The following is a 19540-nucleotide window of genomic DNA, read 5'->3' on the forward strand; positions in this document are numbered from 1 at the left end:
TCCGTCCTGACGCGTCCGGACTTTTACGACGGCGTCAAACCTATCGCCGCCAACATCAATCAGATCGTGATTGTCTCCGCCATCCTTCCCGAACTGTCGATCAATATCATCGACCGTTATCTGGTGGCCTGCGAAACGCTGGAAGTCGAGCCGCTCATCGTATTGAACAAGATCGACCTGTTGGATGAAGAATCACTTCAGTTCGTCGACGAAGTCATGGATATCTACCGCGCATTACACTATCGAGTACTGATGGTCTCCAGCCGAACCGGCGACGGCATGAAAGAGCTGGAAACCGAACTGACTAACCGCATCAGCATCTTTGCCGGTCAGTCCGGCGTCGGTAAGTCCAGTCTGCTCAACGCCCTGCTTTATCCTGAAGAAGGCAAAATCCTGGTCAACGATGTGTCCGATAACTCGGGACTGGGGCAACATACGACGACCGCCGCCCGCATGTACCACTTCCCGCACGGCGGCGACGTGATTGACTCCCCTGGCGTGCGTGAGTTTGGACTGTGGCACCTCGACCCCGAACAGGTTACGCAGGGCTTTATCGAGTTCCGCGACTACCTGGGCAGCTGTAAATTCCGCGATTGCAAACATGACACCGACCCAGGCTGCGCCATACGGGCCGCGCTGGAGCGCGGGGACATCGCAGCCGAGCGTTTTGAAAACTACCACCGCATCCTTGAAAGCATGTCTCAGGTAAAAACGCGTAAATCCTTTTCCGATTCGGATAACTGACATTTATTGTCACCATCGCTACAATGCGCCGCTTTTAATATTGGCGCATCACCAAACCCAAGAGGCTCACTGTGCTGGATAGAATCAAGATCGCTTTACAACATCTGTTGCCGAAAATCTGGCTGACCCGGCTCGCTGGCTGGGGAGCCGAACGACGCGGAGGCGCGCTCACCAAGCTGGTGATCGACCTGTTCGTTCGCGTTTACCGCGTCAACATGCAGGAAGCCCAGCAGCCGGATACCGCGGCTTATCCGACGTTCAACGAATTCTTCACGCGCCCCCTGCGTCCCGGCGCTCGCCCGGTCGATCCGCACGATCACCGTTTGGTACAACCCGCTGACGGCGCGATCTCTCAGTTAGGGGCGATCGAAAACGACACGCTGTTGCAGGCAAAGCAACACACCTATTCGTTGGAAGCCTTGCTGGCGGGCAACTACCTCATGGCGGACCACTTCCGTGATGGTCTGTTCGTCACCACCTACCTGTCGCCCAAGGATTACCACCGCGTGCATATGCCTTGCGACGGTACGCTGCGCGAGATGATTTATGTGCCGGGCGACCTGTTCTCCGTGAATCCGCTGACCGCCGCCAACGTGCCCAACCTGTTCGCCCGTAACGAACGCGTGATCTGCCTGTTCGATACCGAATTTGGTCCGATGGCGCAGATTCTGGTGGGAGCGACCATCGTCGGCAGTATCGAAACCGTGTGGGCGGGCACCGTGACGCCGCCGCGCGAAGGCATCATCAAGCGCTGGACCTACCCCGCCGAGGGTGAAACAGGCGCTATCACGCTGGATAAAGGCGAAGAGATGGGTCAGTTCAAACTGGGCTCTACCGTTATCAACCTGTTTGCCGCTGGCAAAGTGCAGCTGATGACCAATCTGTCCAACCAAAGCGTCACCCGCATGGGTGAACCCCTCGCGGAAGCCATAAGCGAGGACGCCGTCGTCTCTACGACTGCGGGAAATACGCCTTAAACCGCGAAATTACAGAGGTAAGTTAGCGTGCGTCTGATACTGATCTTTCTACTGGGATGCCTGCTATCCGCCCCGGCGCTGACCGCCCAGCTTCCCAGCGAAGTCCAGCTACGTCAGGATTTGCAGCAGGCGGAAGCGAACAAGTCACAGCCGAATCAGGCGGACATCGTCAAAGAGCTGCAATCCGCTCTGCGTATGTTGGATGAGCGTAAAGGCGCTCTCGAACGGGTAGATCAGTATCAGCGCGTGATCGAAGATTTCCCCCGCCTCACGCGCGGGCTACGTCAGGAGCTGGCGGCGGAAGACGCCAAATCCACGCCCGCCGTACATAACCTTTCCGTCAACGAACTCGAACAACAGATCGTTCAAACCAGTAGCCAACTGCTGGAGCAATCCCGCCAGCAGCAGCTGGAGCAGGATCGACTGCGGGAGATCAGCGACTCGCTGGCGCAGCTGCCGCAGCAACAGTCGGAAGCCAGTCGCGCGCTCAACGACGTCGAACGCCGGATCCAAACGCAGGGCAACGCCAACACGCCGCTGGCGCGAGCGCAGCTCGCATCATTGCAGGCGGAAGCCGCGCTGAGTAAAAGCCGGGTCGATGAACTGGAGCTGGCACAGCTGTCCGCCAGCAATCGCCAAGAGCTTTCCCGCCTACGGGCGGAGCTCTTCAAACAGCAGCGGGACCGTCTGGACGATCAGCTGCAAACCCTGCGCAGCACCCTCAACGGTATGCGCCAGCGAGAAGCCGAACAGGCGCTGGAACGCACCGAACTGCTAGCGGAACAAAGCGGCAACCTGCCTTCCGCCATCGCCAGCCAGTTGCAGGTGAACCGTGATTTATCTGTGGCGCTGAATCAGCAGGCGCAGCGCATGGACTTGATCGCCTCGCAGCAGCGGCAGGCCGCTTCGCAAACGTTGCAGGTGCGTCAGGCGCTGAGCACGTTGCGCGAACAGGCTCAGTGGCTCGGCTCGTCTACCGCGCTGGGCGAAACGCTGCGTGCGCAGGTCGCCCGACTGCCGGAAATGCCGAAGCCCCAACTGCTGGATGGCGACATGACCCAGCTGCGGGTGCAGCGTCTGCAGTACGAAGACACGTTCTCCAAGCTGCCGAAGAACGAGCAGGCGCAGCAGGATGACGGCTCACCGCTCACCGCCTCTCAGCAGAAAATATTTAACGATCAGCTACGTACGCAACGTGAGCTGCTGACCTCGTTGATTTCAGGCTGTGATACCCAGATTCTGGAACTGACCAAACTGAAAGTCGCCAGTAATCAGCTCGAAGATGCCCTGATTGAGATCCGCGAGGCCGCCCACCGCTATCTGTTCTGGGTGGCGGACGTCGACCCGCTGACGCTCTCCTACCCGCTTCAGTTGGTGCAGGATCTGTCCCGTCTGCTGTCTTTGGACACGCTGACGCAGCTCAGCAGCGCCATGGTGATGATGGTCACCAGCTGGAGTACGCTGCTGCCGTTGATTGGCGCACTCCTGCTGGTCGCGCTCAGTATCAGTTCACGGCGCCACTATCATGCGTTTCTGGAGCGAGCCAGCGGACGCGTGGGCAAAGTGACGCTCGATCACTTCATGCTGACGCTTCGCACCGTATTCTGGTCAATAATGGTCGCCATTCCGCTGCCGATCCTGTGGGCGGCGTTGGGCTACGGCCTGCAAAATGCGTGGCCTTATCCGGTCGCCGTCGCCATCGGCGATAGCGTCACCGCCACCGTGCCGTTGATGTGGGTCGTGATGATCAGCGCCTCGTTCGCGCACCGTCAGGGACTGTTCATCGTCCATTTCGGCTGGTCGCCTAAGCGGGTTGAACGGGCGATGCGCTACTATCGGCTGTCTATCGGGCTTATCGTTCCTCTGATCATGGCGTTGATTACCTTCGATAATCTCAACGATCGCCAATTCTCCAGCACGCTGGGACGGCTCTGTTTCATCCTGCTCTGCCTGGCGCTCAGTCTGGTCACCACCAGCCTGAAACGTGCGGGAATACCGCTGTATCTGGATAAGGAAGGTTCTGGAGAAAACCCCGTGAACCGCGCCATGTGGAATCTGCTGCTCTGTATGCCATTGATCGCCGTGCTGGCTTCCTGCTTTGGCTATCTGGCCACGTCGCAGGCGCTGCTGGCCCGGTTGGAAAAGTCAGTCGCGATTTGGTTCTTCCTGCTGGTGATTTATCACATCATTCGCCGCTGGATGCTGATTCAGCGCCGACGCATCGCCTTCGATCGCGCCAAGCAGCGCCGGGCGGAGATACTGGCGATCCGGGCGCGCGGCGAGGAGGAGCTGACGCAGCAGAGTCATGAAGCTGGCAGTGAAGTCGTTGAAGAGCCCGTGGTCGATCTGGACGCCATCAGCGCGAAATCCCTGCAGCTGGCACGCTCCGTGCTGACGCTGATCGCGCTGGTCTCCGTGCTGGCGCTCTGGTCGGAAATACATTCGGCGTTCTCCTTTCTGGAGAACATCAGCCTGTGGGACGCCACCAGCACGATCAATGGCACCGAGACTATCCAGCCAATTACGCTAAGCGCGGTGCTGATCGCCATTCTGATCTTCTTTATTACGACTCAGCTGATGCGCAACCTGCCCGCGCTGCTGGAGCTGGTGTTATTGCAACACGTCGAGCTGTCGCCCGGCTCCGGCTACGCCATCACCACGGTCAGCAAATATGTGCTGCTGCTGATCGGCGGGATGTTCGGCTTCTCCATGCTCGGCATCGAGTGGTCCAAGTTTCAGTGGCTGGTCGCCGCATTGGGGGTCGGGCTGGGCTTCGGCTTGCAGGAGATCTTCGCCAACTTTATCTCTGGCCTGATTATTCTGTTCGAGAAACCGATACGTATTGGCGATACGGTGACGATCCGCGATCTGACCGGGAGCATTATGCGTATCAACACCCGCGCCACAACGATCTCGGACTGGGACCGCAAGGAGATCATCGTTCCCAACAAGGCCTTCATCACGGAACAGTTCATCAACTGGTCGCTGTCTGACTCCGTGACGCGCGTGGTGCTAACCATTCCAGCCCCGGCAGACGCCAATACGGAAGAAGTGACCAACCTGCTGCTGGATGCCGTCAAACGATGCTCGCTGGTGTTGGACAACCCGCCACCGGAGGTTTTCCTCGTTGATTTACGTCAAGGGATTCAGCTGTTTGAACTGCGAATCTTCGCCGCGGAGATGGGGCACCGTATGCCGCTGCGCCATGAGCTGCACCAGCTGATTCTGGACAGCTACCGTCAGCACGATCTGGTGATGCCGTTCCCGCCGTTCCAGGTCCGGATGGACTCCGTACAGATTGACGGCCGTAACGCCGGTTCCGCCACACGTACGGACGGCGCGCTCTAGTCGCCTGTCCCGTCTTAGGTATTCCGCCCTGAATGACGCGCATAAAAAAATCCGGTGCAGGCTTCTCGCCTCACCGGATTTTTATTGGAGCCTTGCGCTAACCCGCTTGCGCTTTAGGAGCGGTCGACCGGGAAGGCAATTACTTCGCTGATAGACTCGGCCTTCAGCGCCAGCATGATCAGGCGGTCAACACCCAGCGCCACACCGGCGCAATCGGGGATACCTGCGCTCAGCGCATCCAACAGGTTTTCATCTATCGGCTGAACCGGCAGGCCGCGCGCGGCGCGCTTGCGGTTGTCCTGCTCGAAACGCAGACGCTGCTCGGCGCTGTCGGTCAGCTCGCGGAAACCGTTCGCCAGCTCAATCCCTTTGAAGTAGACCTCAAACCGCTCGGCGACACGGTGATCTTCGGTACTGATTTCAGCCAGAGACGCCTGCGTGGCCGGGAAATGATAGACGAAGGCTGGCTTATCGCGCCCGATATTGACTTCAACGCCTACCGCGAACAGCAATTGCAGCAGCGTATCGCGATCGTCTTCCTGATGCGCGACGTCACCCACGCCCAGCGTTTCGGCGACTTCGCGCAGCTGAGCCTTGTCGGCGGAGAGCGGATCGACGTCCAGATGACGCTGGAAAGCCTGCTGGTAGGTGAGCATTTCGGCGCTTTCGCACTCCAGTACCTGCTGCAGCAGATCGTCCACCTCGTTCATCAGGCGGTACATATCGTAATGAGGGCGATACCATTCAAGCATCGTGAATTCAGGATTGTGATAACGGCCGGATTCTTCGTTACGGAAGCTGCGCCCCAGCTGATAAATCGGGCCGCTGCCCGCCGCCAGCAGGCGTTTCATATGGTATTCCGGGCTGGTCATCAGATAGAGTTTCAGGCCGTCCGCTGCGCCCGGTCCGACATACTGGGTGTCGAAGGGGACCAGATGAACGTCTGTGACCGTTGCCTGACTCATGGCGGGGGTTTCCACCTCTAGCACGCCGCGATCGGAGAAGAAGCGTCGAATTTCGTTCATGATCTCCGCCCGCTTCAACAGATTGGCAATTGGGGCGCTGGGTTGCCAACTTGCCGTTTCGCTCATGGTGGTCTACTCCAAAGTCAAAGAGGGGGTGCAGTCTACCCGCATCAGTCCGACCAAACAAATTATATCCAGTTGAAGATGTTTTAATCGGTAGGGATAAGTATTTATTAAAGCAATAAAAGTGCTGTTTTTACTTTAATTGCATTTTCGATCACGTTTTACGAACTATTCCTCTCCGCTGGTTAAAAAACAGCAAAATGCTGGATCACATCAAATTTCAGCTACCTTTAAATAGCTATAATCATTTCCACACAAAAAAGAGTGATTTAACGGTTATCCACGGCCGTCAGACTTTTTTTCTGCCCCTTCCAACTCACTAAAAACTGGGCAGAAATAAATCCAATATTCGCATTACGCTTTATTTTCTTATTTTATCTTATTTAACTTATGTAACTGGAGGAATGCAGTGCAGACCTTTAATGCCGACTTGGCCATTATCGGGGCCGGGGGCGCTGGCTTACGCGCAGCTATTGCTGCAGCCGAAGCTAATCCCCAACTGAAGATTGCGCTGATCTCTAAAGTCTACCCAATGCGGAGCCACACCGTGGCCGCAGAAGGAGGCTCAGCAGCGGTCACTCAGGATCACGATAGCTTTGACTTCCATTTCCAAGACACCGTCGCCGGCGGCGACTGGCTCTGCGAACAGGATGTCGTCGACCAGTTTGTTCACGAATGCCCCCGTGAAATGATCCAGATGGAACAGTGGGGTTGTCCGTGGAGCCGTAAACCGGATGGTTCGATTAACGTACGCCGTTTCGGCGGGATGAAGATTGAACGCACCTGGTTCGCTGCGGACAAAACCGGTTTCCACATGCTGCACACCTTGTTCCAGACGTCGCTGAAGTACCCGCAAATTCAGCGTTTCGACGAACACTTCGTGCTAGATATTCTGGTCGATGAAGGCCATGCGCGTGGCGTCGTCGCCATCAACATGATGGAAGGCGAACTGGTGCAGATTCGCGCCAACGCCGTCATCATGGCGACAGGCGGCGCCGGACGTGTGTACCGTTATAACACCAACGGCGGCATCGTCACTGGCGACGGCATGGGCATGGCGTTCCGCCACGGCGTGCCGCTGCGCGATATGGAGTTCGTACAGTATCACCCGACCGGCCTGCCCGGCTCCGGTATCCTGATGACCGAAGGCTGCCGCGGCGAAGGTGGCATCATGGTCAATAAAGATGGCTACCGCTATCTGCAGGATTACGGCATGGGACCCGAAACGCCGCTGGGTGAGCCGAAAAATAAATACATGGAGCTGGGGCCGCGCGATAAGGTCTCTCAGGCCTTCTGGCATGAGTGGCGCGCTGGCCGCACCATCTCGACTCCGCTGGGCGATGTGGTCTACCTCGACCTGCGTCACCTGGGCGAGAAGAAGCTGAAAGAGCGCCTGCCGTTCATCTGCGAACTGGCCAAAGCCTACGTCGGCGTCGATCCTGTCAAAGAACCGATTCCTATCCGCCCTACCGCGCACTACACCATGGGCGGCATCGAAACCGACCAGCAGTGTGAAACGCGCATCAAAGGCCTGTTCGCCGCCGGTGAATGTTCCTCCGTCGGCCTGCACGGCGCCAACCGTCTGGGTTCTAACTCCCTCGCAGAGCTGGTGGTCTTCGGCCGTTTGGCCGGTGAACACGCCGTACGACGCTCTCAGGAAGCGGCGCCCGCCAATACCAGCGCACTGGATGCGCAGACCCGCGACGTTGAGAAAAAACTGCATGACCTGATGAATCAGGAAGGTACGGAAAGCTGGTCGAAAATCCGTGATGAGATGGGGATGACGATGGAAGAAGGCTGCGGTATCTATCGCACCACCGACCTGATGCAAAAAACCGTCGATAAGCTGGCCGAGCTGAAAGAACGCTTCAAACGCGTCAAAATCAGCGACCACTCCAGCGTGTTTAACACCGACCTGCTGTACACCATCGAACTCGGTCACGGACTCGATGTGGCGGAATGCATGGCGCACTCCGCGATCAACCGTAAGGAATCCCGCGGCGCCCATCAGCGTCTTGACGAAGGCTGCACCGAACGCGACGACGTCAATTATCTGAAGCATACGCTGGCGTTCCACAGCCAGGATGGCGCTCCACGTCTTGAGTATAGCGATGTGAAGATCACGAAGCTGCCGCCGGCGAAACGCGTTTACGGCGGTGAAGCCGATGCTCAGGAGAAAAGTAAGAAGGAGCAAGCGAATGGCTGAGATGCAAACCCTGAAAATGGAAGTCATGCGCTACAACCCGGAGCAGGACAGTGCGCCACACTTCGAAACCTATGAAGTGCCGTATAACAAGCAGACCTCCTTGCTTGATGCGCTGGGTTATATCAAAGACAACCTGGCGCCGGACCTGTCTTACCGCTGGTCCTGCCGTATGGCGATCTGCGGCTCCTGCGGCATGATGGTCAACAACGTCCCGAAGCTGGCCTGCAAAATCTTCCTCCGCGACTACACCGACGGCATGAAGGTAGAAGCACTGGGTAACTTCCCTATCGAGCGCGATTTGGTGGTCGATATGACTCACTTCATTGAGAGTCTCGAAGCCATCAAGCCGTACATTCTCGGCAATGATCGCAAACCGGAAGACGGCCCCAACCAGCAGACGCCGGCGCAGATGGCGAAATACCATCAGTTCTCCGGCTGTATCAACTGCGGGTTGTGCTACGCCGCCTGCCCTCAGTTTGGTCTGAACCCGGAGTTCATCGGCCCGGCCGCCATTACGCTGGCGCACCGCTACAATCTGGACAACCGCGATCACGGCAAGAAAGCGCGTATGCCTCAGTTGAACAGCGATAACGGCGTATGGTCCTGTACGTTTGTCGGTTACTGCTCCGAAGTGTGTCCAAAGCACGTCGATCCCGCCGCCGCCATTCAGCAGGGCAAGGTCGAAAGCGCCAAAGACTTCATGATCGCCATGCTGAAACCACAATAAGGGAGGGAGGCAAACAATGACAACCAAACGTAAAGCGTATGTCCGTGGTATGACGCCGACCTGGTGGCAGAAGCTGGGATATTACCGCTTCTATATGCTGCGCGAAGGAACGGCAGTGCCGGCAGTATGGTTCAGTATCGTGCTGCTGTACGGCGTTTTCGCACTGAAACACGGTGTGGAAGGATGGGAAGGCTTCGTCGGTTTCCTGCAAAACCCCATCGTGCTGTTCATCAATATCATCGCGCTGCTGGCTGCGGCTCTTCAGACCAAAACCTGGTTCGATCTGGCGCCCAAAGCCACCATCATCGTCATTAAAGATGAAAAAATGGGGCCCGAGCCGATCGTTAAAGCGCTGTGGATTGTGACCGTGGTAGTCACGCTGGCGATACTGGCTATCGCCTTGCTGTACTGATCAGGAGGAATAACGTGATTAATCAAACGCCAAAACGTTCCGATGAACCGCCTTTCTGGGGGCTGTTCGGCGCCGGTGGCATGTGGAGCGCCGTTTTCGGGCCGGTGATTGTCCTGCTGGTCGGTATTCTGCTGCCAATGGGACTGTTCCCGGATGCACTGTCCTACGACCGCATCGCGGCATTTAGCCATAGCTTTATCGGCCGGGTATTCCTGCTGCTGATGATCGTGCTGCCGCTCTGGTGTGGCCTGCACCGCATGCACCACGCCATGCACGACCTTAAAATTCACGTGCCGGCAGGTAAATGGGTCTTTTACGGACTCGCGGCCATTCTGACGGTGGTCGCCATTATTGGACTCGTCACGCTTTAAAACCCCGCGCCAAAAAACAACGGCCTGCCTATGCAGGCCGTTTTTCATTGCCAGTCCGCCAAACGCTTCCTACCCTTAACGTCATCACTCTTCAGCCATGGTCTATCCCTGGAGGATAAAAACCGATGAAAAGATGGAAAACGCTGGTGGCGGCAATCACGTCACTGCTCTCCTCCGCCTGCAGTACGACACCGCCGGAGAATGTCGATGTCGTTAAAAACTTCGATATACACCGTTATCTCGGCACCTGGTACGAAATTGCGCGTCTCGACCACCGCTTCGAACGCGGGCTGGACCGTGTGACGGCAACCTATCACCCGCGCGACGACGGCGGCATTACCGTCACCAATCGCGGCTTTAATGCGCAGCAGCAGCGCTGGAAGGAGAGTATTGGGAAAGGATATCTGATTGGGGATCCGGAGACGGCATCGCTGAAAGTCTCTTTCTTCGGGCCATTCTACGGCAGCTATAATGTGATTGCGCTGGACGACGCCTATCGCTATGCCATGATTTGCGGGCCCAACCGCAACTACCTGTGGATCTTATCTCGCACGCCGACGTTGGACGACACGGTGAAACAACAGCTGCTGACGACGGCCAGACGCTATGGTTTTGACACAGAGCAGCTTATTTGGGTTAATCAGTCGGATAACGATATTGCGGAGACAACACAGTGACGGGACACGCTTTGCGTGATAAACGGTGTGGGTAATACCGCTGCGAGAAAGCAGCGGTATTATGCGGAGGGATTATTTTACGCGGGACACGTATTCGCCAGAGCGAGTATCCACTTTAATCACTTCGCCAATCTGTACGAACAGAGGAACCTTAACGACGGCGCCCGTCGTCAGCGTTGCAGGTTTACCACCCGTTCCGGCTGTATCGCCTTTAAGGCCCGGATCGGTATCGGTGATTTCCAGCTCAACGAAGTTCGGCGGCGTCACGGCGATCGGAGCACCGTCCCACAGCGTCAGTACGCATTCTGCCTGTTCAACCAGCCATTTGGCGTTGTCGCCAACAGCTTTCACATCGGCAGCCAGCTGTTCAAACGTTTCATTGTTCATGAAATGCCAGAACTCGCCGTCGTTGTACAGGTAAGTCAGGTTCATATCCATGACGTCCGCTGCTTCAACGGAATCACCGGATTTGAAGGTTTTTTCCAGCACTTTGCCGGAAATCAACTTACGGATTCTGACACGGTTAAACGCCTGGCCTTTGCCCGGCTTAACAAATTCGTTTTCAATGATCGCACACGGCTCACCGTCCTGCATGATTTTAAGACCGGAACGGAATTCATTGGTACTATAAGACGCCATGTTGGTCCTCTTATTACTGGTAACTTAGCCAAAAAATGGCACACATTATAACCCGAAATACGCTGTCTGGAGAAGATTGGTTACAGCAACTCGCCGACGTTATTACCGATCCAGACGAATTACTCCAGTTTCTCGCGCTAAAAGAGCACCCTCAGCTGACAAAAGGGCGTGATGCCCGTAGGCTTTTCCCCCTGCGCGTACCGCGATCTTTCGCCGCGCGGATGCAGCTGGGCGATCCTCTCGATCCGCTGCTGTTGCAGGTGATCACCGCACCGCAGGAATTTATTGAGACGCCCGGATTCAGCCACGATCCGCTGGAAGAGCAAGACAGCGTCGTTCCCGGCCTGCTGCACAAATACCGTAATCGAGCGCTGCTGCTGGTCAAAGGCGGATGCGCCGTCAACTGCCGTTACTGCTTCCGTCGCCACTTCCCGTATCAGGATAATCAGGGGAATAAATCCAACTGGCGGCAGGCGATGGACTATATTCGTCAGCATCCTGAACTGGATGAGATCATTTTTTCCGGCGGCGATCCGCTGATGGCGAAAGATCACGAGCTGGATTGGCTGATCGCCGAATTGGAAAGCATTCCCCATCTTCAACGCCTGCGCATCCATAGCCGACTACCGGTAGTGATCCCGGCAAGGATCACGGACGCGCTATGCCAACGCTTGAAGCAATCCAGACTGCGAGTGGTGCTCGTCACGCATATTAATCACGCGAATGAAATCGACACTGACGTAGCACAAAGTATGGCGAGATTACGCTTCGCGGGGGTGACGCTGTTGAATCAGAGCGTACTGCTACGCGGTATTAACAATGATGCCACAACGCTCGCCGCGCTTAGCAACGCGCTGTTCGATGCGGGGATCCTGCCGTATTACCTGCATGTCCTGGACAAAGTACAAGGCGCTGCGCATTTTCTGGTGCCGGATAATGAGGCAAGAGACATCATCAGAACGTTGATGACGCTGGTGTCAGGCTATCTAGTGCCCCGGCTGGCGCGGGAAATCGGTGGAGAAGCCAGCAAGACGCCGCTGGATCTCGGCATGCGGCAAAGTCAGGACGACGTCGCCGGATAAAACAGTCGCTGGATAAAATAAAGGCCGACGAAAACACGCGTCGGCCTCTTTTGTCACATCGCGGGCGTTAACGACATTTATACACGTCACCCTGCATCTTGCTATCCAACGGAGCGAAACTGGACAGGAACGTCTCACTCGGCGATGTCACGCCAAAGATCACATTTCCCCCCATCTCAGCCGCCTTATTACGGAGATCGTTAGCCGCGCCCCTCATCGAACTGCCTGAGTCGCTGCTCCCAGACAACCAGTTGGATTGGGTGCCGGTCACCGCGCCAAGCCGCTGACATTCCGCGCCAGGCAAGCTATCCGTAAAACGCACTGCTTGCCCTGCAGGGCTGAGCGAATGAGTCGAGTTACATCCGGCCACCAGCAAAACGCCTGCTGCAGCCATAAGAATACGAATCCGCATGTTCCCTCCGAGATAATTAAGATCGCGGTCTGACGGTCATTGTTTCGGTAGCAAATACCACGATGTCACGATAACCGGTATGTCGGCTTTCACCCCATTATCAAAGGGACGCCAGAAAGACCGGCTACACCTGTCTGTCTTTTTCTGCTCGCGCCGCCCATACCACAGACCGCGCGAGCAGCATGGCTTACATCGGGCTGATTATGCCTGACGCCATTTTTTGAAGTTGTTGATCAGGCCGTTGGTGGAGCTGTCGTGACTGCTCACCGCAGAATCGTCCAGCAGTTCCGGCAGGATGCGGTTAGCCAGTTGTTTACCCAATTCAACGCCCCATTGGTCGAACGTGAAGATGTTCAGGATCGCGCCCTGCGTGAAGATTTTGTGTTCGTACAGCGCAATCAACGCACCCAGGCTATACGGCGTGATTTCACGCAGCAAAATAGAGTTGGTCGGACGGTTGCCTTCAAACACTTTAAACGGTGCGACGTGTTCCACGTCCTGCGGTTTTTTACCCGCAGCGGCGAATTCGGCGTCAACCGTGTCACGGGATTTCCCGAAGGCCAGCGCTTCCGTCTGTGCAAAGAAGTTGGACAGCAATTTGCTGTGATGGTCGCTCAGCGGATTATGGCTGACGGCAGGCGCAATGAAATCGCAAGGCACCAGTTTCGTTCCCTGGTGAATCAGCTGATAAAACGCGTGCTGTCCGTTAGTACCCGGTTCACCCCAGATGATCGGGCCAGTCTGGTAATCTACCGGCGTGCCGTTGCGGTCAACGTATTTGCCGTTGGACTCCATGTTGCCCTGCTGGAAGTAGGCGGCGAAACGGTGCATATACTGGTCGTACGGCAGAATCGCTTCTGTTTCCGCACCGAAGAAGTTGTTGTACCAGATGCCGATTAGCGCCAGCAGTACCGGCAGATTCTGCTCGATAGGCGTGGACGCGAAATGCTTGTCCATCGCGTGAGCGCCGCTCAACAGCTGTTCGAAGTTTTCGTAGCCGATGGACAGTACGATAGACATACCGATAGCGGACCACAGAGAGTAACGACCGCCAACCCAGTCCCAGAATTCAAACATGTTGTCGGTATCAATCCCGAACTCGCCCACGGCCTTGCCATTGGTGGACAACGCGGCAAAGTGCTTAGCGACAAATTTCTCGTCACCGGCGGCTTTCAGGAACCAGTCACGCGCGCTGTGGGCGTTGGTCATCGTTTCCTGAGTAGTGAACGTTTTAGACGCGACGAGGAACAAAGTGGTTTCCGGGTTCAGCGTTTTCAGCGTTTCAGCGATGTGCGTGCCATCAACGTTGGAGACGAAGTGCATGTTGAGGTGATTTTTGTAAGGCTTAAGCGCTTCCGTCACCATGAACGGCCCCAGGTCGGAGCCACCGATACCAATGTTCACCACGTCGGTGATGGTTTTACCGGTATACCCTTTCCAGTCACCGCCGATAACGCGTTCGCTGAACTGCTTCATTTTCTGCAGAACGGCATTCACTTCCGGCATGACATCTTTGCCGTCGACAACGATCGGGGTATTGCTGCGGTTACGCAAGGCAACGTGCAGAACCGCGCGATCTTCAGTACGGTTAATCTTTTCACCAGAAAACATGGACGAAATTGCACCAGCCAAATCGGTCTCGCGCGCCAGGGCCTGCAATTTTTCCAGCGTCTCATCCGTGATACGGTTTTTTGAGTAGTCCACCAGCATCAGGTCGTCAAAGGTCGCGGAAAACCGCTGGAAGCGGGCATCATCCTGGGCAAACAGATCGCTGATTTGAACGTCCTTCATCACGGCAAAATGCTGCTGCAGAGCTTGCCAGGCGGCCGTCTGCGTTGGATTGATATTTTTCATAACGGTACTCTTTGTCTAAGAATGAATGGTCAGTAATCAAGAGATTGTATCCCTTAACGCTCCGCTTGAGATCCCTTTTCTTGCGAAATGCCCCGCAGGGAAGCCCGCGAGTCATTGACAGCCGCCGCGTAACCCGTTATTTGTAATGGCCTACTTACGAGCCCATGAGGTTCGCAAGCCAGAAGAGGTGCGTCGCCCAGGTAAGGTATTGGAGGAGCCGTTTTCCGAAGAAGATACCCGAGGGGGAGCGTCGCCGAGGTGAGATCAACGCCGGCATTGATTTCATCGACCACAGGGGCTGAATCCCCTGGGTTGTCACCGGCTCATCCTGCACGACAGGATGTTCAGCAAGGTGGAGCGCTTCTGGGTGTATCGTAGCTTTTTTCTACGTCTGCTCCCTGCTTATCGCTCTTCCCTTGTGCACAGGCTTAACGATGGACGGCTCCACGCCTTAGCGATGCCGTCTCCTGACACGAGGTTTCATACATGTCCGCTCAACAACAAAACGCGTTGATTATTGCCAAATTCGGCGGCACCAGCGTCGCCAATTTCGATGCGATGAACCACAGCGCCGATGTGGTGCTTTCCAATCCGCAGGTGCGCATCGTCGTACTGTCGGCTTCCGCTGGCGTCACCAATTTACTGGTCGCGCTGGCAGAAGGCGTACCGCTAGAAGAACGCGAATTACACCTGAATAAAATCCGCCAGATCCAATATGCCATTGTCGACCAACTGACTCATCCGGACGTCATCCGTGAAGAGATCAACCGGATGCTCGACAACATCGCCCGGCTCTCAGAAGCGGCGGCGTTAGCCACTTCTACCGCACTGACCGACGAGCTGGTTAGCCACGGCGAGCTGATGTCCACGCTGCTGTTCGTTGAGATTCTACGGGAACGCAGCGTCGTGGCGGAGTGGTTCGACGTGCGCAAGATTATGCGCACCAACGATCGTTTTGGCCGTGCCGAGCCTGACTGCGAAGCGCTGGGAGTGTTGACCCGTGAGCAGTTGTTGCCTCGTCTGGCTGATAGCCTCGTCATTACGCAAGGCTTCATCGGCAGCGAGTCTAAAGGACGGACAACCACACTGGGACGCGGCGGCAGCGACTATACGGCCGCACTGCTGGGCGAAGCCCTGAACGTCAGCCGAATTGATATCTGGACCGACGTTCCCGGCATTTACACCACCGACCCGCGCGTGGTGCCCGCCGCTAAACGCATCGATCAGATCACGTTTGAGGAAGCCGCGGAAATGGCGACCTTCGGCGCCAAAGTCCTGCATCCCGCGACGCTTTTACCCGCCGTACGCAGCGACATCCCGGTCTTCGTCGGCTCCAGCAAAGACCCCGCCGCAGGGGGAACGCTGGTCTGCAATAAAACGGAGCATCCCCCGCTGTTTCGCGCACTGGCGCTACGCCGCAAGCAAACCCTGCTGACGCTGCACAGCCTGAACATGCTGCATGCGCGTGGTTTTTTGGCGGAGGTTTTCAGCATATTGGCGCGTCACAATATTTCCGTGGACCTGATTACCACGTCCGAAGTGAACGTAGCGCTTACGCTCGACACGACAGGATCGACGTCTACCGGCGACGGCTTGCTATCCAGCGCGATGCTGACGGAGCTGTCTTCGTTGTGTCGGGTTGAAGTGGAAGAGAATATGTCGCTGGTCGCACTGATCGGCAATAAACTCTCTCAGGCTTGTGGCGTGGGCAAAGAGGTCTTCGGCGTACTGGAACCCTTTAATATTCGCCTGATCTGTTATGGCGCCAGTAGTCATAATCTGTGTTTCCTGGTGCCGTCCAGCGCGGCCGAACAGGTCGTACAAACTCTGCACCACAATCTATTCGAATAATCCCTTCCTCGAACATGATGGCCGGTTATTCCATTCCGGCCATCGTCTATTTTTCTTCATTGTCGTTTCGTCAATGAAGCCTCTAAAATAAATACTTTTAAAACGCCTTACGTCAATAAGACGCATATTTTCACTTTCTCAGTTATTCATTAGCGTTATTCTTAGTTCACTCCCTAACCAATATTAGGGCGACACACACGCAATATCTTCAGACCTTTGTAAGGAAAACGGATGAAGACCAAAACGTCTTATGGCCTGAATTGGCTTCCTTTAGTAGTCATCGTCATTATTGCAACTTTCTTCTGGCAACTCACTCCACCCACCGGCCTGACTCCTGCAGCCTGGCATTCAGCCGTTATTTTCGTCGCAACGATTGTCTGTATCGTGGCAAACGTATTGCCGATTGGGGCGATTGGCATCATCAGCATTACGCTGTTCGCCCTGACCTATGCGGCAGGCGACAAGACGCCTAGCGCATCCATCCAGACGGCGCTGAGCGATCTCAACAGTTCGTTGATTTGGCTGATCGTCGTTGCCTTCATGATTGCCCGGGGATTTATTAAAACCGGATTAGGGCGGCGTATTGCACTCCAGATGATCCGTCTACTCGGCAAACGCACGCTGGGCCTGGCGTATGGGCTGGCTTTTGCCGACCTGGTGCTGTCCCCAGCCATGCCGAGCAACACGGCGCGCTGCGGCGGCGTTATCTATCCCATCGCCGACTCGCTGGCACGCAGCTTCGACTCCAAACCGGATGATGCTTCACGCAATAAGATCGGTACGTTCCTGGTCACCTGTATCGGTAACGTCAACGACATCACCGCCGCAATGTTTATGACGGCTTACACCGGTAACCTGTTAGCGATAAAACTGGCGGCGAATGCCGGTGTCACTATCACGTGGGGCAGCTGGTTTGTCGCCGCGGTAGTACCCTGCCTCATCTCTCTGCTGGTGATTCCGCTGTGCGTATACTGGCTGGTGAAACCAGAAATTCGTCATACGCCCGATGCCCCCAAGCTTGCCGTCGCTGAATTGAAAAAAATGGGAAGCATGAGCCGTGGGGAGTGGCTGATGGCTGCCACCGTGTTGATTCTGCTGGTTCTGTGGATTTTCGGCGACAAACTGGGCGTGGATGCGACAACCGCCTCCTTTGTCGGGCTTTCTTTCTTGCTGCTGACTGGCGTATTGAGCTGGGATGATATCAAAAGCGAGAAAGGTGCCTGGGATACGTTGATTTGGTTTGCGGCGCTGTTAATGATGGCGAACCAGCTCAAGAATCTGGGCTTCACGACCTGGTTTGGCGATCTCATCGGTAACAGCATTGGTCATATGATGCAGGGAACCAGCTGGGTATTAGTCCTGCTGCTGCTCAATGCCGCTTACTTCTACACCCACTACTTCTTCGCCAGCGGTAATGCGCAAATCGCAGCCCTTTATGCCGTATTCCTGGGCGTGGGAATTAACCTGAATATCCCCGCAGTACCGATGGCGCTGATGCTGGCATTTACCAGCAGTCTGTATTGTTCTCTTACCCAGTACACTCATGCGCGCGGTCCTATCCTGTTCGGCGCAGGATATGTGCCCACCGGTGTCTGGTGGCGAACAGGGTTCATTATCAGTCTGATTAACCAAGCGATCTTTATGTCTGCCGGCTTGTTATGGTGGAAGGTCATCGGGTTGTATTGATGACAGACGATGTTTGATTTTACAGGGGCCTAGTGCCCCTGTTTTTATTTCAGCGGAGTTTGTTTTGACCACATTATCCCTTATCGAACCCATCGCCTGACCCCCACTCCATAACCGTTTCATCGGTCTGCGCTGCATCAGTCATTACCTTTCACGGCTTATCGATCTGTTCGACGCGCAACTCATACCGCGTCATTGCTTATGCATCCAGATCTATTCACCTGGATATTAGAGCCATCAAGCATTACTAAGTACCCCATATTTGGGGGATAAACACTGAAATATAACGTTATAAAAAGGAGGGGTAATAAGCGGGGAGAATAAAAGCAACATAAAGGCACCCTCAGGTGCCTAAATAAAGAAAATCAATCCAAGGTAGGATTCATATTACGCAAATCGAAAGGCGTGATCTGATAGACATAATAGTTCAGCCAGTTGGAAAATAAGAGATGACCATGACTGCGCCAGCTAGCTTTAGGCGCTTTTTCGGGGTTGTTATCCGGGAAGTAATTCACTGGGACAACGGTATCCAACCCGGCTTCAATATCGCGAAAATATTCACTACCCAGCGTCAACGCATCATATTCCGGATGGCCGGTAACAAACGCCAGACGTTTATCCTTACTCGCGAACAGATAAGCGCCGACTTCATCTGAACCCGCCAGAATATCCAAGTCAGTATGTTCGCGAATAACATCCAGCGGGAAATCCGCATAACGTGAGTGAGGAGCCAGGAATGTTTCATCAAAACCGCGCGTCATCAGTGCATGTGGCTGAAAGGTATGATGCTCGTAAACGCCGGAGAGCTTAACGTCACGCGTCAGTTTTGGGATGCCATAAAGGACGTTTAATGCGGCTTGTACGGCCCAGCACACAAATAAGGTTGAAGTAACATGCTCTTTAGCCCAGCTCACGACCCGTGAAATTTGCGGCCAATAAACTACATCACAGAAATCGACTAATCCCAGTGGGGCTCCAGTCACAATCAACCCATCAAAGTTTTCATCTTCAATATCTTCGAAATTGCAGTAGAAGTTGTTGAGATGTTCAGTCGGCGTATTTTTGGACTCGCGACTGTCGATTCTTAACAGCTGAATATCGATCTGCAGGGGGGAGTTTGATAGCAGCCGTAGAAACTGATTCTCAGTCTCGATTTTTTTGGGCATCAGGTTAAGTACCAATACTTTAAGCGGACGAATTTCCTGAGTTTTCGCACGAGATGATGTCATCACAAACACGTTCTCTTTGCGCAAAAAGTTTACTGCGGGCAATTCATCGGGGACTCGGATTGGCATAACCTTATAACCTCACTGCATACGTTTATACGTTTAGACTTCCAGACAGCCGAAGATAGCGATTTTCCCTGTTGATGTCGATAGCGAACAGGTGCAGTTGAAAATGTTTCACTCAAAAGAGTATGAACATATGCTTTTTACGAATAAGCAGATCGCCATCCCCACATTATG

At 55.1% G+C, this 19540-nt stretch carries 16 protein-coding genes and 1 riboswitch; of the genes, 11 read left to right on the top strand and 5 right to left on the bottom strand.

Annotated features, from left to right (window positions below; translation table 11 throughout):
- The 3 genes from rsgA to mscM all read left to right on the top strand — a co-directional run.
- A partial coding sequence (gene rsgA / locus Q7O77_RS04075) for a small ribosomal subunit biogenesis GTPase RsgA (RefSeq protein WP_304163739.1) occupies window positions 1–744 on the top strand: 744 nt, incomplete at its 5' end.
- A gap of 71 nt (window positions 745–815) precedes the next feature.
- Window positions 816–1721, top strand: coding sequence for an archaetidylserine decarboxylase (gene asd, locus Q7O77_RS04080; RefSeq protein ID WP_304163740.1), 906 nt, complete (start codon window positions 816–818; stop codon window positions 1719–1721).
- 27 nt (window positions 1722–1748) lie between these two features.
- Window positions 1749–5069, top strand: coding sequence for a miniconductance mechanosensitive channel MscM (mscM, locus tag Q7O77_RS04085; RefSeq protein WP_304163741.1), 3321 nt, complete (start codon window positions 1749–1751; stop codon window positions 5067–5069).
- A 113-nt stretch (window positions 5070–5182) separates the two neighbouring features.
- Here mscM and epmA read toward each other — a convergent pair whose 3' ends face one another.
- Entirely contained in the window at window positions 5183–6160 is a 978-nt protein-coding gene (epmA, locus tag Q7O77_RS04090; RefSeq protein ID WP_304163742.1) for an elongation factor P--(R)-beta-lysine ligase, read from the bottom strand.
- Window positions 6161–6566: 406 nt separating this feature from the next.
- Between epmA and frdA the strand changes: the two genes are divergently transcribed.
- The 5 genes from frdA (at window position 6567) to blc (ending at window position 10550) form a co-directional block, all read left to right on the top strand.
- Window positions 6567–8363 (top strand): fumarate reductase (quinol) flavoprotein subunit, encoded by a 1797-nt coding sequence (gene frdA, locus Q7O77_RS04095; protein ID WP_304163743.1) that lies wholly within the window; start codon window positions 6567–6569, stop codon window positions 8361–8363.
- Window positions 8356–9090: a succinate dehydrogenase/fumarate reductase iron-sulfur subunit gene (locus Q7O77_RS04100; RefSeq protein WP_304163744.1), complete on the top strand. Its 735-nt coding sequence runs from the start codon at window positions 8356–8358 to the stop codon at window positions 9088–9090. Before frdA ends, Q7O77_RS04100 begins: the two co-directional genes overlap by 8 nt.
- Before the next feature lie 16 nt (window positions 9091–9106).
- The gene (gene frdC / locus Q7O77_RS04105; RefSeq protein WP_085653354.1) at window positions 9107–9502 is read left to right on the top strand and encodes a fumarate reductase subunit FrdC; all 396 of its coding nucleotides are present in this window, start codon (window positions 9107–9109) and stop codon (window positions 9500–9502) included.
- A gap of 14 nt (window positions 9503–9516) precedes the next feature.
- Window positions 9517–9873: a fumarate reductase subunit FrdD gene (frdD, locus tag Q7O77_RS04110; RefSeq protein WP_304163745.1), complete on the top strand. Its 357-nt coding sequence runs from the start codon at window positions 9517–9519 to the stop codon at window positions 9871–9873.
- 125 nt (window positions 9874–9998) lie between these two features.
- Window positions 9999–10550 carry an outer membrane lipoprotein Blc gene (gene blc, locus Q7O77_RS04115; protein WP_304163746.1) on the top strand — a complete coding sequence of 184 codons (552 nt, stop codon included), beginning with the start codon at window positions 9999–10001 and terminating at the stop codon, window positions 10548–10550.
- A 72-nt stretch (window positions 10551–10622) separates the two neighbouring features.
- Here the strand turns inward: blc and efp are convergent, their stop codons facing one another.
- On the bottom strand, window positions 10623–11189 hold the full coding sequence (efp, locus tag Q7O77_RS04120) for an elongation factor P (protein ID WP_085653351.1): 567 nt from the start codon (window positions 11187–11189) through the stop codon (window positions 10623–10625).
- Window positions 11190–11224: 35 nt separating this feature from the next.
- Here efp and epmB point away from each other — a divergent pair, with 35 nt between their 5' ends.
- Window positions 11225–12271 (top strand): EF-P beta-lysylation protein EpmB, encoded by a 1047-nt coding sequence (gene epmB / locus Q7O77_RS04125; RefSeq protein ID WP_304163747.1) that lies wholly within the window; start codon window positions 11225–11227, stop codon window positions 12269–12271.
- Window positions 12272–12338: 67 nt separating this feature from the next.
- Here the strand turns inward: epmB and Q7O77_RS04130 are convergent, their stop codons facing one another.
- Window positions 12339–12683 carry a DUF4156 domain-containing protein gene (locus tag Q7O77_RS04130; protein WP_304163748.1) on the bottom strand — a complete coding sequence of 115 codons (345 nt, stop codon included), beginning with the start codon at window positions 12681–12683 and terminating at the stop codon, window positions 12339–12341.
- Between the two features lie 201 nt (window positions 12684–12884).
- Window positions 12885–14537: a glucose-6-phosphate isomerase gene (pgi, locus tag Q7O77_RS04135; RefSeq protein WP_304163749.1), complete on the bottom strand. Its 1653-nt coding sequence runs from the start codon at window positions 14535–14537 to the stop codon at window positions 12885–12887.
- Window positions 14538–14711: 174 nt separating this feature from the next.
- Window positions 14712–14908: riboswitch (Lysine riboswitch) on the top strand.
- A 115-nt stretch (window positions 14909–15023) separates the two neighbouring features.
- Here pgi and lysC point away from each other — a divergent pair.
- Both lysC and Q7O77_RS04145 read left to right on the top strand, forming a co-directional pair.
- Window positions 15024–16388 (top strand): lysine-sensitive aspartokinase 3, encoded by a 1365-nt coding sequence (gene lysC, locus Q7O77_RS04140; RefSeq protein WP_304163750.1) that lies wholly within the window; start codon window positions 15024–15026, stop codon window positions 16386–16388.
- 231 nt (window positions 16389–16619) lie between these two features.
- Window positions 16620–18074, top strand: coding sequence for a DASS family sodium-coupled anion symporter (locus Q7O77_RS04145; protein WP_304163751.1), 1455 nt, complete (start codon window positions 16620–16622; stop codon window positions 18072–18074).
- A 365-nt stretch (window positions 18075–18439) separates the two neighbouring features.
- Here Q7O77_RS04145 and metA read toward each other — a convergent pair whose 3' ends face one another.
- Window positions 18440–19369, bottom strand: a complete 930-nt coding sequence (metA, locus tag Q7O77_RS04150; RefSeq protein WP_304163752.1) for a homoserine O-succinyltransferase — start codon at window positions 19367–19369, stop codon at window positions 18440–18442.
- Window positions 19370–19540 lie beyond the last annotated feature (171 nt).

The sequence above is a fragment of the Lonsdalea britannica genome (assembly GCF_946477055.1).
Lineage (GTDB): Bacteria > Pseudomonadota > Gammaproteobacteria > Enterobacterales > Enterobacteriaceae > Lonsdalea > Lonsdalea britannica_A.

Excerpts from the sequence above, each read along its gene's own strand:
- metA (WP_304163752.1), bottom strand. The coding sequence starts at position 19,369 with ATGCCAATCCGAGTCCCCGATGAATTGCCCGCAGTAAACTTTTTGCGC.
- Q7O77_RS04145 (WP_304163751.1), top strand. The coding sequence starts at position 16,620 with ATGAAGACCAAAACGTCTTATGGCCTGAATTGGCTTCCTTTAGTAGTC.
- Q7O77_RS04130 (WP_304163748.1), bottom strand. The coding sequence starts at position 12,683 with ATGCGGATTCGTATTCTTATGGCTGCAGCAGGCGTTTTGCTGGTGGCC.
- lysC (WP_304163750.1), top strand. The coding sequence starts at position 15,024 with ATGTCCGCTCAACAACAAAACGCGTTGATTATTGCCAAATTCGGCGGC.
- blc (WP_304163746.1), top strand. The coding sequence starts at position 9,999 with ATGAAAAGATGGAAAACGCTGGTGGCGGCAATCACGTCACTGCTCTCC.
- pgi (WP_304163749.1), bottom strand. The coding sequence starts at position 14,537 with ATGAAAAATATCAATCCAACGCAGACGGCCGCCTGGCAAGCTCTGCAG.
- epmB (WP_304163747.1), top strand. The coding sequence starts at position 11,225 with ATGGCACACATTATAACCCGAAATACGCTGTCTGGAGAAGATTGGTTA.
- epmA (WP_304163742.1), bottom strand. The coding sequence starts at position 6,160 with ATGAGCGAAACGGCAAGTTGGCAACCCAGCGCCCCAATTGCCAATCTG.
- frdC (WP_085653354.1), top strand. The coding sequence starts at position 9,107 with ATGACAACCAAACGTAAAGCGTATGTCCGTGGTATGACGCCGACCTGG.
- efp (WP_085653351.1), bottom strand. The coding sequence starts at position 11,189 with ATGGCGTCTTATAGTACCAATGAATTCCGTTCCGGTCTTAAAATCATG.
- Q7O77_RS04100 (WP_304163744.1), top strand. The coding sequence starts at position 8,356 with ATGGCTGAGATGCAAACCCTGAAAATGGAAGTCATGCGCTACAACCCG.